A 13,118-nucleotide genomic window follows, 5' to 3' on the forward strand; every position below is an offset into this window, starting at 1 on the left:
CGCACCTTTATCAGCGCGACACTTGGGGGGGGTATGCCGCGCTAACAGTTCAAGTATTGGTCAGGATTGGCGCTATTCCACTGCAGGTTGGTCGATTTTTAAACAAATTTGGAATACGCGTGGGGTTGTTGAGCACTCATTGCTCTGCAAGCCGGCGTACCAAGGCCAGTGTTTCGTCGATCACGCGCTTATCTGTGTAAAAATGTGGGGAAAAGCGTATACCCGGTCCTCGCGGTATGCAGACGACCTGTTCGGCTTTGAGTGACTGGTACACCTGCGCATGTTCCTGGCCATCGATGCTGAACGAAACAATCCCGGCGCGGCGGGAGGGCTCCAGTGGGCTGTGCAGGCGCACGCCGGGGATGGCGGCAAGCCCATTGCTCAACCATTGCACGCGTTCTTCGATGGCGCTGGCCACGCGCTCCATGCCCACTTCTTCCAGCAACGACAGGCTGGCCTCCAGGGCCACAGCACCGAGCATGTTCGGGCTGCCACATTCAAAGCGCCGTGCGCTGCGCGCCGGCTCCCAGGTGGTGCGGTTGTAGTCACCCATGTGCTCAAGCATATGCCAGCCATACTCGCTGAGCTCCAGCTGTGGCCGAATTTCGGCGCGGCAGTAGAACACCCCGAGCCCCTCCGGGCCGAGCATCCACTTGTGGCCGTCAGCCATGGCAAAGTCGCAGTCATAGGCCTGGACATCAAAGGGCAGGGCGCCCAGTTGCTGAATGGCATCGATGCAGAACAGCACGTTGCGCTCGCGGCAGCCGCGCCCCAGGCGCGTAAGGTCCAGGCGAAGCCCGCTGGCGAACTGCACGGCACTGATTGCCAGTAGCCGCGTGCGCGCATCACAGGCCTCCAGCAGGTCGCCTTCCGGGTCGTGGCCTTTGAGGCTGACTTGTCGGACCTTCACGCCTTGGTTGGCCAGCGCCTCCCAGACCACCCGATTGGAAGGGAACTCCTCATCGCTGATGACGATTTGATCGCCAGCCTGCCAGTCGAGGCCGAAGGCGACGAACGATAGTGCTTCCGAGGTGTTTTTGACCAGCGCGATATCATCCGTCGACGGTGCGTTCGTCAGGCGCTTGAGCCGTTCGCGAAGTCTCTGCTCCATGGCCATCCAGTCTGGATAGTCGCGGGCGCCGATCAAAACGTTCTCGTTGGCGAAGCGTGAGACCGCCTCGCTCGCGCGTTTTGGCCAAGGGGCGACGGCGGCATGGTTCAGATAGCGGAGGCCGTCAGCGTGTGGGAACTCATCATGAAACATAGACATGGTTGGATGATCCGTGCATTTTGGCGCAAGTTAGGCATAATACCTGGCTTCGATTTTGATCCAGTCCTTCTTATGCAGAAAGAACCTCGTAAGGTCCGTGAGTTTCGTCGCCGTGAGCAAGAGATTCTCGACACCGCGCTCAAGCTGTTTCTCGAACAGGGTGAAGACAGTGTCACCGTCGAGATGATCGCTGATGCTGTCGGTATCGGCAAAGGCACGATCTACAAGCACTTCAAGTCCAAGGCGGAGATCTACCTGCGCCTGATGCTCGACTATGAGCGCGATTTGAACCAATTGCTGCACTCTGCCGACGTCGACCGCGATAAGGAAGCCCTGTCGCGTGCCTATTTCGAATTCCGGATGCGTGATCCGCAGCGCTACCGGTTGTTCGACCGTCTGGAAGAAAAGGTGGTCAAGGGCAATCAGGTGCCGGAGATGGTCGAGGAGCTACACAAGATCCGCGCATCCAACTTCGACCGTCTGACCCTGTTGATCAAAGGGCGCATCAGTGAAGGCAAGCTTGAGGATGTCCCGCCATACTTCCATTACTGTGCCGCCTGGGCGTTGGTGCATGGTGCCGTAGCGCTCTATCACTCGCCGTTCTGGAGCAATGTGCTGGAAGATCAGGAAGGCTTTTTCCAGTTCCTGATGGATATCGGTGTGCGCATGGGCAACAAGCGCAAGCGTGACCCGGAAGCCTCCGGTAACTGAGCCGCTCGGCAGAGCTTTAGTGCTACTGGCGTGAGTCACTCGGGAATATACTCGAGGATGAGGCTTGCAAATACCTGATTTTTGAGTCAGGTTTTGCAAGCCAACTTCATTCGTGCCGGAGTCATCATGATCGTCGATCATCAAGGCAGACGCTTTCGCAATTTGCGTGTCAGCCTTACTGCCGCCTGCAACTACGCTTGCACCTATTGTGTGCCGGACGGCAAGCGGCTGGTCGCGGCTCAGGATGAGCTGTCGGCTGAGGCAATGGCGCGTGGCGTTGCCTACCTGATCGAGGCGGCCGGTATCGAGCGCCTGCGCATCACGGGCGGGGAACCGCTGGTCAGCCCGAAACTTGAAGCCTTTCTCAAGACCGTTGCCGGTTTCGGCCTGGATGAAATCAGCCTGACCACCAACGGCCAATTGCTGGCGCGCAAGCTGCCGTTGCTGATAGAGGCCGGAATTGCTCGGCTTAACGTCTCCCTCGATACCCTGAATGCCGAAGCCTTTCGCAGCATTGCGCGTGGCGGCGACCTGGCCACTGTGCTCGACGGCATGCGTCAAGCCAGCGCTGCGGGGATGAAGATCAAGGTCAATATGGTGCCGCTGAACGGGCAGAACCTTGATCAGGTGCTACCGCTGCTGGATTACTGCCTGGAGCACGGCTATGAGCTTCGCTTCATCGAATTGATGCGCATGGGGCATCTGGCGCGCGACAGCAATGCTTTCTTGCAGCAGTTTGTTGGCCTGCAGCAGTTGCTGCAGGTAATTGGTGAGCGCTACGAGTACTTGCAGGCCGATGCGCCGGTCGATGCGACCGCCTTGCGCTACTGCATTCCCGGCCAGGGCTTCTTTGGTGTGATTGCCAATGAAAGCGTGCCGTTTTGTCGTACCTGCTCGCGTTTGCGGTTGTCGTCTACAGGCTGGTTGCATGGCTGCCTCTCTTCCAGCAATCGTCACTATGTCGGTGATCTTCTGGACAAGCCGCGCCACCAGGCACTTCCCGCGTTGCAGGGCTTGCTGGTCAAGGCATTGGCTGACAAGCAGCCGGTGGCCTTCTCCGGTGGTGCAACAGTGATGAAAATCATCGGCGGTTAACCTGGTCCTTCTGGAGCTGGCGCAAAATCTGCATCTGCCGACTATTCGCCGGTTTTCCGTCGCCGGCCATTGGAGGAAAGATGCGTAGCCTGGTTGTGCTGCTGGCGCTGACGGCGCTGAGCGGCTGCATGAATGTCAGCGATATGGGCGAGGGTGCCCGTTACCATTTGAGCGATGCCGGCTTGCTCGATCACAGTGAGACTCGGCGCTCGATGTCATTGCGGCTGCAACCCGACTCGTTTATCTATATCGGTCAGGGGGCGTTCGTACCGCCTGGCGGCGCTTACCCGCGCCCTAACGTTGTGGCTGAAGAGGCGTTCAAGGGTTTCATTGAGTACTTCCCGATGGTGCGTCGTGCTCAGGGGCCGTTGGGGCTGGAAGACGCGTTGAATGAGGCGCGGTCAGTGGGTGCGCATTACCTGCTGTATGCACGCTTTGCCAAGGCTGATGACCGTATTGGCAATGGCGACGAATGGTATGACCAGCAGGCGGTCGATCGCCTGGGGATCGACACCGGTGTGATTCAGTTGATGTTGATCGAAACCAATACCCGCTACTTGATCGATACGGCTCGGATCAAGAGTCGTGGCGGTTTGCTGACGTTCCACGACAATAAACCGGAAGATTTGCTTGCCCAGCCGCTGGAAGACTACGCTCGCAGCCTGTTGGGCATGAGTCTTTGAGGAAGGGATGATGGACGGTACCGGCAAGGCTAACGATTTATTGGCGCAGATCCCCAAAACAGAAAAGGGGCTGCCACCGGTGCATCTGTGGAATCCGGACTTCTGTGGCGATATCGACATGCGTATCGCCCGTGATGGCACCTGGTACTACATGGGCAGCCCGATCGGTCGCAAGCCGATGGTTCGGTTGTTCTCGACCATCATCCGTCGAGATGGCGATGACTACTTCCTGATTACGCCGGTAGAAAAGGTAGGTATCAAGGTTGACGATGCGCCTTTCGTTGCTGTCAGCCTGGAGGTGCAGGGGAGTGGCGAGCAGCAACTGCTGCGCTTTACCAGCAACGTCGACGAGCAGGTCGATGCCGGTGCTGAGCACCCATTGCGTTTTGAAATTGACCCGCTAACGCAGGAGCCTTCGCCCTACGTACACATGCGCAGCAACCTTGAAGCGCTTATCCACCGCAATGTGTTCTACCAGTTGGTGGAGCTGGCGGTGCATCGGCGGATTGATGAGGAAGACTGGCTGGGTGTGTGGAGTGGGGGGCGTTTCTTCCCGATCGGTCGAACCTGATAGCGCGGTCGTTCAGCACATTGATTGTCAGTATGGATTGTCAGTGTGCTGAAACGAAAAAACCTCCAGTGCTTGCGCAACTGGAGGTTTTTCATATGTTTGGCTCCGCGACCTGGACTCGAACCAGGGACCCAATGATTAACAGTCATTTGCTCTACCGACTGAGCTATCGCGGAATCTGTGGCGTATCTTACTGATTGCTAAGGGGAAGTCAAGCTTTTGCTAACTTCCCCTTGGCAAAAAACAGCTTACAGCACCTCGACGATTGCCTTGGTCACCACGTGAATGTTGCTCTGGTTCAGCGTGGCGACGCAAATGCGGCCGGTATCCAGGGCATAGATACCGAATTCGCTCTTCAGGCGGGCAACCTGTTCAACTGTCAGGCCGGAGTAGGAGAACATCCCGCGCTGGCGACCGACGAAGCTGAAGTCGCGCTTGGCGCCGTACTCGGCCAGCAGTTCGACCATCTGCTTGCGCATGCCGTGGATGCGCTGGCGCATTTCACCCAGCTCGGCTTCCCACATGGCACGCAGTTCCGGGCTGTTGAGCACAGCGGCGACGATGCTTGCACCGTGAGTCGGAGGGTTGGAGTAGTTGGTGCGAATAACGCGTTTGACCTGCGACAGTACCCGTGCGCTTTCTTCCTTCGACTCGGTCACGATGGACAGTGCGCCAACGCGCTCACCGTACAGCGAGAACGACTTGGAGAACGAGCTGGAAACGAAGAAGCTCAGGCCCGATTCAGCGAACAGGCGCACAGCAGCGGCGTCTTCGGTGATGCCGTCGCCAAAGCCCTGGTAGGCCATGTCGAGGAATGGCACGTGACCTTTGGCCTTGATGACCTCCAGGACGTTTTTCCAGTCTTCTGGGCTCAGGTCGACGCCAGTCGGGTTGTGGCAGCAGGCGTGCAGGACGATGATGGAACCCGACGGCAGGGCGTTCAGGTCTTCCAGCATGCCGGCGCGGTTTACGTCATTGGTGGCGGCATCGTAGTAACGGTAGTTCTGTACCGGGAAACCAGCGGCTTCAAACAGCGCGCGGTGGTTTTCCCAGCTTGGGTCACTGATGGCGACGACAGCGTTTGGCGACAGTTGCTTGAGGAAGTCGGCACCAATCTTCAGTGCGCCGGTACCACCGACGGCCTGGGTGGTGATCACGCGGCCAGCGGCCAGCAGTGGCGACTCGGCACCGAACAGCAGCTTCTGTACCGCCTGATCGTAGGCAACAATGCCGTCGATTGGCAGGTAGCCGCGGGAGGCGTGCAGGGCTGCGCGTTGGGTTTCGGCTTCGATGACCGCGCGCAGCAGTGGAATGCGCCCCTCTTCGTTGCAGTAGACCCCTACACCCAAGTTGACCTTGTTGGTGCGGGTATCGGCGTTGAATGCTTCGTTGAGGCCCAGAATGGGATCGCGTGGTGCCAGCTCGACAGCGGAAAACAGGCTCATTATTACCTTGGCTCTGAATGGAGGGTGAAAGAGGTCGCACGCTCCAGTCGGATGCACTAGAGCGGTGCATAAACGGGGAGTCAGTATAGTGATACCCATCGGTCACGGCGACAGCCTGACGCAGCTTTTCCTGCTGTTTGGCCGATTATTTTTTTACCGTTAGTCGATTTACCGGGTTGAATGCAGGAAAAGCACCGCATGTCAGGTTGAAACTGGCGTCAGGTGCCCTTCATTCGGTATAAATACTGTCTATAAATACAGTTGCCTGTATCCGTACATTTCAGGGGTTTGTCATGTCCGAGTTTCAACTCGTCACCCGTTTCCAGCCAGCTGGTGATCAGCCAGAAGCCATCCGCCTGATGGTCGAAGGTATCGAGGCCGGGCTTGCACATCAGACCCTGCTCGGTGTGACCGGCTCTGGCAAGACGTTCAGCATTGCCAACGTCATCGCTCAGGTTCAGCGGCCAACATTGGTACTGGCGCCGAACAAGACCCTTGCGGCGCAGTTGTACGGCGAATTCAAGGCGTTTTTCCCGAACAACGCCGTGGAATACTTCGTTTCGTACTACGACTACTACCAGCCTGAGGCCTATGTACCGTCGTCTGACACCTTCATCGAGAAAGATGCGTCGATCAACGACCATATCGAGCAGATGCGCCTGTCGGCGACCAAGGCGTTGCTGGAGCGACGCGACGCGATCATCGTGACCACCGTGTCCTGCATCTACGGTCTGGGCAGCCCGGAGACCTACCTGAAAATGGTGCTGCACGTGGACCGTGGCGACAAGCTCGACCAGCGTGCCTTGCTGCGTCGTCTGGCCGACCTGCAGTACACCCGCAATGAAATGGATTTTGCCCGTGCCACCTTTCGCGTGCGCGGCGATGTGATCGATGTGTTTCCGGCCGAATCGGACCTGGAGGCCATTCGCATCGAGTTGTTCGATGACGAAGTGGAGAACATTGCCGCGTTTGATCCCTTGACTGGCGAAGTGATTCGCAAGCTGCCGCGCTTCACCTTTTACCCGAAGAGTCACTACGTCACTCCGCGTGAAACCCTGCTGGAGGCGGTGGAGGGCATCAAGGAGGAGCTCAAGGAGCGTCTGGAGTACCTGCACAAGGCGAACAAGCTGGTCGAGGCGCAGCGTCTTGAGCAGCGTACCCGTTTCGACCTGGAGATGATCCTCGAGCTGGGCTACTGCAACGGTATCGAAAACTACTCGCGCTACCTCTCGGGACGTCCTGCCGGTGCGCCGCCGCCGACCTTGTACGACTACCTGCCCGATGACGCCTTGCTGGTCATCGACGAATCCCACGTCAGTGTTCCTCAGGTTGGCGCCATGTACAAAGGCGACCGTTCGCGCAAGGAAACCCTGGTCGAGTACGGTTTTCGCTTGCCGTCGGCGCTGGATAACCGACCGATGCGTTTCGATGAATGGGAGAGCGTCAGCCCCCAGACCATTTTTGTCTCGGCAACCCCGGGGCCTTACGAGGCCGAGCATGCGGGGCGGGTGGTCGAGCAGGTGGTGCGGCCGACAGGGCTGGTCGATCCACAGGTCGAGATACGTCCGGCAACCACGCAGGTGGACGATCTGCTTTCGGAGATCCGCAAGCGTGTCGCGGTCGAGGAGCGGGTGCTGGTGACCACCCTGACCAAGCGCATGGCTGAAGACCTGACCGACTACCTTGCTGATCATGATGTTCGGGTGCGTTACCTGCACTCGGACATCGACACGGTCGAGCGGGTCGAGATTATCCGCGACCTGCGCCTTGGAACCTTCGATGTCCTGGTAGGCATCAACCTGTTGCGCGAAGGCCTGGATATGCCGGAAGTGTCGCTGGTGGCCATTCTCGATGCCGACAAGGAAGGTTTCCTGCGTTCGGAACGCTCGCTGATTCAGACCATTGGCCGGGCTGCGCGGAACCTCAATGGCCGGGCGATTCTCTATGCCGACCGTATGACCGGTTCGATGCAGCGCGCCATCGATGAAACCGAGCGCCGTCGGGAGAAGCAGGTGGCCTTTAACCTGGCCAATGGCATCGTGCCCAAGGGCGTGGTCAAGGACATCACCGACATCATGGAAGGGGCCACTGTCCCCGGTTCGCGCAGCAAGAAACGCAAAGGCATGGCCAAGGCGGCAGAGGAGAGTGCGCGTTACGAAGCCGAACTGCGTTCACCGGCCGAGATCACCAAGCGCATCAAGCAGCTGGAAGAGAAAATGTACCAGTTGGCCCGAGACCTGGAGTTCGAGGCCGCGGCCCAATTGCGGGACGAGATCGCGGCCTTGCGTGAGCGCTTGTTGACGGTCTGACCGCACAGGTCAGTGTGCTTCCCCGGCCTTGAGTCCTGCTGGCAGTTTACGTGTCAGCAGGACCGCCAGCATGCTGATTGCCAGCCCGAGCCCGACCCAGTGGAACGCATCGTTGTAGGCCATGATTTGCGCCTGCTGATGGGTGATCTCGCTGAGCTTGCCCAATGCTGCGGTTTCACTGCCCAGCTTCTCCGCGAGCAACCCCAGGCGTTCGGCAACCTGCGGATTGCTGGGTACCAGTGATTCGCGCAAATAGTCGAAGTAGACCTTGGTGCGGGCGTCCAGCAAGGTTGCCAGCAGGGCAATGCCGATGGCACCCCCGAGGTTGCGCAGGATATTGAACAGACTCGATGCCGAGCCCGCGTCCTGGGGCAGGATGTAAGCGGTAGCAATCAGCGAAATGGTCACCATGATCATCGGTTGGCCGAGGGCGCGGATGATCTGGATCTGGTTGAACTGACTGCCGGCAAAGTCCGGGTTCAGTACCCCGGAGCTGAAGCTGGCGATGCCGAACAGGGCAAAGCCCAGCGTGCAGAGGATTTTTGGCGAAATCACCTTCATCAATTGTGGAACCAGCGGAATCAGAAACAGCTGGGGGATGCCCATCCACATGATGACTTCACCGATCTGCAGGGCGTTGTAGTGCTGAATTTGCGCCAGGTACAGCGGCAGCAGGTAGACCGAGCCATACAAGCCAAAGCCCATGCCGAGGCTGGCAATACTGCACAGGCCAAAATTACGGTTGCCAAGGATGCGCAGGTTGATCAGCGGGTTGGGTTTGGAAAACTGCAGAATGACAAAGCTAATCAGGCTGAAGGTGGCGATGCTGAGCAGGCTGACGATCAGGCTCGATTCGAGCCAGTCTTTGCGGTGACCTTCCTCCAGGAAGACCTGCAGGCAGCCCAGGCCTATACCGAGGCTGACGATGCCTGCGTAGTCGGTGCTTTTCAGCAGCTCCCAGTGCGACGCCTTTTTCTCCAGGCCATAGAGCATGCCGGCAATCATCAGCAACCCGGGCGGGATGTTGATATAGAAGATGTATTCCCAGCCCCAGTTTTCGGTCAGCCAGCCGCCCAGTGTCGGGCCGATGGAGGGCGCGAAGGTGGCGGTCATGGCAAACATGGCCATGCCCTTGGCGCGGTGGTGTTCCGGTAGCTTGATCAGGGTGAGGCTGAAGGCCAGCGGGATAAGTGCGCCGCCGGTGAAACCCTGCATTGCACGAAAGATGATCATGCTTTCCAGGTTCCAGGCCATCGAGCACAGCAGGGATGACCCCAGAAAGCCCAGCGATACCCAGGTCGCCAGGCGTCGAGCCGAAAGCAGTTGTACCAGCCACGCGGTGAGCGGAATCATGATGATTTCCGCGACCAGATACGAGGTGGAAATCCAGGAGCCTTCTTCCAGGGTCGCTGACAGCGCCCCCTGGATATCCTGGAGCGAGGCGTTGGTGATCTGGATGTCCAGCACCGCCATGAACGCGCCAAGCATCGCGCTCATGACGGCAATCCAGTCCCGTCGGCTCGGTTCGCCGATGGGGCGGATCAAGGCGTCACCGGCCATTGTCAGGGTTGCCGGTGCTGCGCAGGTCGACTGTGGCAGTGACAGACATGCCAGGCCGAATCTTGCCGTGCAGTGCGTTGTCTGGAGCGAAGGTCAGTTTCACCGGAATGCGCTGAACCACCTTGGTGAAGTTGCCAGTGGCGTTGTCCGGTGGCAGCAGGCTGAACTGGGCGCCAGAGGCTGCGAACAGACTGTCGATCCGGGCTTCGATCGGCGTATCCGGGTAGCTGTCGAAGCGCAGTTCGGCGCGCTGGCCGGGTTGCATCTTGCCGATCTGGGTTTCCTTGAAGTTGGCCTGAACCCAGATGTCCTGGTCTGGAACGATCGACAGCAGGTAGGCGCCGGCCTGCACATATTGGCCATTGCGCGCGGCACGTTGCCCGATAAAGCCGCTGATCGGCGCATGGATTTCGCTGCGCGTCAGGTTCAGTTCGGCCTGGGCCAGCTCGGCGCGGGCACTGGCGATCTGTGCGTCGAGGCGTTTGATCTCGGCACTGAGGGCGTTGACCTGTTGGCGCTGGCCCTGCAGGTCAGCCTGGGCCTTGCTCACCTGGGAACGTGCGACATGGCTTTCCGCTGACAGCGTGGTAACGCGCTCCTCCGAGACAAAACCGGGTTTACGCAGTGCTTCTGCCCGATTGAGGTCCAATTGGGTGCGCCCGAGCGTGGCTTCGTTGGCGGCAACCTGTGCTTGCCCTGCGGCGATCAGGCTGGCTTGTTGGGTCAGGCGGCTTTCGGCTTGCAAGCGCTCGGCCTCTCGTGTCGCGAGGTTGGCGCGAGCGTGTTCCACCGCCAGGTCGAAGTCGTCACGTTCCAGGCGAACCAGTACCTGGCCTTTCTCCACCCGTTGGTTGTCCTCGACCAGTACCTCGTCGATACGTGCGCCAAGTTGGCTGGAAATACGCGTGATTTCACCTTGAACATAGGCGTTGTCGGTGGTTTCGTAGAAGCGTCCCTTGAGGTACCAGTGCGCCAGGAAGGCGAGGGCGATGAGCAGAGCCAGCGTGAAGAAAATCAGCAGGCGACGTTTGAGTTGGGCAGGCATGGGTACGATCGTTCTAAAAATGTAAGCAGATTTAACAGCGTTTGGATCCGCTGGCACAAGTGACGATCGCGCCCATTGCTGGAGCCGAGTGCCCGCTCCCTGTTAACATCCAGCCTTTGTTTCATCTCTTGTTCGAGACTCTCAATGACCACCGTTCGCACGCGAATCGCGCCATCGCCGACTGGCGATCCCCATGTCGGCACCGCTTACATCGCCCTGTTCAACTACTGCTTTGCCAAGCAGCACGGCGGTGAGTTCATCCTGCGTATCGAAGATACCGACCAACTGCGATCGACCCGTGAGTCCGAGCAGCAGATCTTCGACGCCCTGCGCTGGCTCGGTATCGAGTGGAGCGAGGGGCCGGACGTCGGTGGCCCGCACGGCCCTTACCGGCAGAGTGAGCGTGGCGATATCTACAAGCAGTACGCTCAACAGCTGGTCGACATGGGGCACGCCTTCCCGTGCTTCTGTACCGCCGAAGAACTGGACCAGATGCGTGCCGAGCAGATCGCGCGTGGCGAGACGCCGCGTTATGACGGTCGCGCCTTGCTGCTCTCGCCTGAGGAAGTACAGCGCCGTCTGGCCGCGGGCGAGCCTCACGTTATCCGCATGAAGGTACCGACCGAAGGTGTCTGCGTGGTACCGGACATGCTCCGTGGCGACGTTGAAATCCCGTGGGACCGTATGGACATGCAGGTCTTGATGAAGACCGATGGCCTGCCGACCTACTTCCTGGCCAACGTCGTCGATGACCACCTGATGGGCATCACCCACGTCTTGCGCGGTGAAGAGTGGCTGCCCTCGGCACCGAAGCTGATCAAGCTCTATGAGTACTTCGGCTGGGATCAGCCGGTGCTGTGCTACATGCCGCTGCTGCGTAACCCGGACAAGAGCAAGCTGTCCAAGCGCAAGAACCCGACCTCGGTGACGTTCTACGAGCGTATGGGCTTCATGCCCGAGGCCATGCTCAACTACCTGGGGCGCATGGGCTGGTCGATGCCGGACGAGCGTGAGAAGTTCTCCCTGGCCGAGATGGTCGAGCATTTCGATCTGTCGCGGGTTTCCCTGGGTGGGCCGATCTTCGATATCGAGAAGCTGTCCTGGCTCAACGGTCAGTGGTTGCGCGATCTGCCGGTCGAGGAGTTTGCTGCTCGCGTTCAGCAGTGGGCCTTCAACAGCGATTACATGATGAAGATCGCACCGCACGTGCAGGGCAGGGTGGAAACCTTCAGCCAGATCGCGCCACTGGGCGGGTTCTTCTTTGAAGGTGGTCTGAAGCTCGATGCGGCGCTGTTCGAGCACAAGAAACTGTCCGCTGATCAGGTTCGTCAACTGATGCAGTTGATCCTGTGGAAACTGGAAAGCCTGCGTCAGTGGGAAAAGGATCGCATCACCGGCTGCATTCAGTCCGTGGTCGAGGCGTTGGAGCTTAAACTGCGCGATGCCATGCCGCTGATGTTTGCCGCGATTACCGGTCAGGCCAGTTCGGTCTCGGTGCTCGACGCCATGGAAATCCTTGGCCCGGACCTGACCCGCTACCGCTTGCGCCAGGCGCTGGACCTGCTGGGTGGTGTGTCGAAGAAAGAAAACAAGGAGTGGGAGAAGCTGTTCGCGTCCATCGCGTAAGCGTGCTGCCTTGCATAACGCCCCTGTGGCGCCGGCAACCCCGGCCTCACGGGGCGTACACCCCTGAATTACCGGGTGTTTTCCCGGTGAGGGCGGTAAGTGTTTGTTATCTCGGAAAAAAACTTTGGATTTTGTTGAAAATTTATTTGACAGGTCTTTGATCCGATCTTAATATGCGCCCCGTCCACAGCGATGAACGAAACGAAGCGCGAAGCACCCAGCCCAGCGATTCAGTTCAAAGCGACTTGTGGGGCTATAGCTCAGCTGGGAGAGCGCCTGCATGGCATGCAGGAGGTCAGCGGTTCGATCCCGCTTAGCTCCACCAATTTCCAGATTCGTAGTTGTTGTATAACTGCGAATACGATCAGGATGAAGTCTGATCGATTGGTAGAAGGGTTGCGTCCCCTTCGTCTAGTGGCCTAGGACACCGCCCTTTCACGGCGGTAACAGGGGTTCGAGTCCCCTAGGGGACGCCAGTTTTACACAAGCGATGTCGTAAGAGGTCGCTGCGCCGCGAGGCGAAAAATCTGGGGCTATAGCTCAGCTGGGAGAGCGCCTGCATGGCATGCAGGAGGTCAGCGGTTCGATCCCGCTTAGCTCCACCAATTTTGCCAGGATTCGTGAAAACGGATCTGCACGAAGGTTACATGTCCCCTTCGTCTAGTGGCCTAGGACACCGCCCTTTCACGGCGGTAACAGGGGTTCGAGTCCCCTAGGGGACGCCAATGCGGGAATAGCTCAGTTGGTAGAGCACGACCTTGCCAAGGTCGGGGTCGCGAGTTCGAGTCTCGTTTCCCGCTCCA

At 58.8% G+C, this 13,118-nt stretch carries 10 protein-coding genes and 6 tRNA genes; 11 read left to right on the forward strand and 5 right to left on the reverse strand.

Features of this window, described 5'->3' with window-relative positions:
- Positions 1-136 precede the first annotated feature (136 nt).
- Positions 137-1,270, reverse strand: a complete 1,134-nt coding sequence (locus EKA13_RS22770) for an aminotransferase class V-fold PLP-dependent enzyme (RefSeq protein WP_065761481.1) — start codon at positions 1,268-1,270, stop codon at positions 137-139.
- 72 nt (positions 1,271-1,342) lie between these two features.
- Here EKA13_RS22770 and EKA13_RS22775 point away from each other — a divergent pair, with 72 nt between their 5' ends.
- From EKA13_RS22775 to EKA13_RS22790, 4 genes are all read left to right on the forward strand, one after another.
- Entirely contained in the window at positions 1,343-1,981 is a 639-nt protein-coding gene (locus EKA13_RS22775; protein WP_065761482.1) for a TetR/AcrR family transcriptional regulator, read from the forward strand.
- A gap of 126 nt (positions 1,982-2,107) precedes the next feature.
- Positions 2,108-3,076 carry a GTP 3',8-cyclase MoaA gene (locus EKA13_RS22780; protein WP_065761490.1) on the forward strand — a complete coding sequence of 323 codons (969 nt, stop codon included), beginning with the start codon at positions 2,108-2,110 and terminating at the stop codon, positions 3,074-3,076.
- Positions 3,077-3,156: 80 nt separating this feature from the next.
- On the forward strand, positions 3,157-3,759 hold the full coding sequence (locus EKA13_RS22785) for a DUF4823 domain-containing protein (RefSeq protein ID WP_065761483.1): 603 nt from the start codon (positions 3,157-3,159) through the stop codon (positions 3,757-3,759).
- Positions 3,760-3,769: 10 nt separating this feature from the next.
- Positions 3,770-4,330 (forward strand): DUF1285 domain-containing protein, encoded by a 561-nt coding sequence (locus EKA13_RS22790; RefSeq protein ID WP_065761484.1) that lies wholly within the window; start codon positions 3,770-3,772, stop codon positions 4,328-4,330.
- 100 nt (positions 4,331-4,430) lie between these two features.
- On the opposite strand, the gene EKA13_RS22795 is transcribed toward EKA13_RS22790, so the two are convergent.
- Positions 4,431-4,506, reverse strand: a tRNA-Asn gene (locus EKA13_RS22795).
- 72 nt (positions 4,507-4,578) lie between these two features.
- Positions 4,579-5,775 carry an amino acid aminotransferase gene (locus tag EKA13_RS22800; RefSeq protein ID WP_065761485.1) on the reverse strand — a complete coding sequence of 399 codons (1,197 nt, stop codon included), beginning with the start codon at positions 5,773-5,775 and terminating at the stop codon, positions 4,579-4,581.
- Between the two features lie 293 nt (positions 5,776-6,068).
- Between EKA13_RS22800 and uvrB the strand changes: the two genes are divergently transcribed.
- Entirely contained in the window at positions 6,069-8,084 is a 2,016-nt protein-coding gene (gene uvrB / locus EKA13_RS22805; RefSeq protein WP_065761486.1) for an excinuclease ABC subunit UvrB, read from the forward strand.
- Between the two features lie 9 nt (positions 8,085-8,093).
- On the opposite strand, the gene EKA13_RS22810 is transcribed toward uvrB, so the two are convergent.
- Positions 8,094-9,644 (reverse strand): MDR family MFS transporter, encoded by a 1,551-nt coding sequence (locus EKA13_RS22810; RefSeq protein ID WP_065761487.1) that lies wholly within the window; start codon positions 9,642-9,644, stop codon positions 8,094-8,096.
- Positions 9,634-10,689: an HlyD family secretion protein gene (locus EKA13_RS22815; RefSeq protein ID WP_065761488.1), complete on the reverse strand. Its 1,056-nt coding sequence runs from the start codon at positions 10,687-10,689 to the stop codon at positions 9,634-9,636. The genes EKA13_RS22810 and EKA13_RS22815 overlap by 11 nt, the downstream gene beginning before the upstream one ends.
- 144 nt (positions 10,690-10,833) lie before the next feature.
- Between EKA13_RS22815 and gltX the strand changes: the two genes are divergently transcribed.
- The 6 genes from gltX (at position 10,834) to EKA13_RS22845 (ending at position 13,118) form a co-directional block, all read left to right on the forward strand.
- Positions 10,834-12,315: a glutamate--tRNA ligase gene (gltX, locus tag EKA13_RS22820; protein ID WP_065761489.1), complete on the forward strand. Its 1,482-nt coding sequence runs from the start codon at positions 10,834-10,836 to the stop codon at positions 12,313-12,315.
- Between the two features lie 249 nt (positions 12,316-12,564).
- Positions 12,565-12,640: transfer RNA gene (locus EKA13_RS22825), tRNA-Ala, on the forward strand.
- Positions 12,641-12,715: 75 nt separating this feature from the next.
- A tRNA-Glu gene (locus EKA13_RS22830) sits at positions 12,716-12,791 on the forward strand.
- 53 nt (positions 12,792-12,844) lie between these two features.
- Positions 12,845-12,920, forward strand: a tRNA-Ala gene (locus tag EKA13_RS22835).
- A 44-nt stretch (positions 12,921-12,964) separates the two neighbouring features.
- Positions 12,965-13,040, forward strand: a tRNA-Glu gene (locus EKA13_RS22840).
- A gap of 2 nt (positions 13,041-13,042) precedes the next feature.
- Positions 13,043-13,118: transfer RNA gene (locus EKA13_RS22845), tRNA-Gly, on the forward strand.

The organism is Pseudomonas defluvii (assembly GCF_001695625.1).
GTDB classification, from domain to species: domain Bacteria; phylum Pseudomonadota; class Gammaproteobacteria; order Pseudomonadales; family Pseudomonadaceae; genus Aquipseudomonas; species Aquipseudomonas defluvii.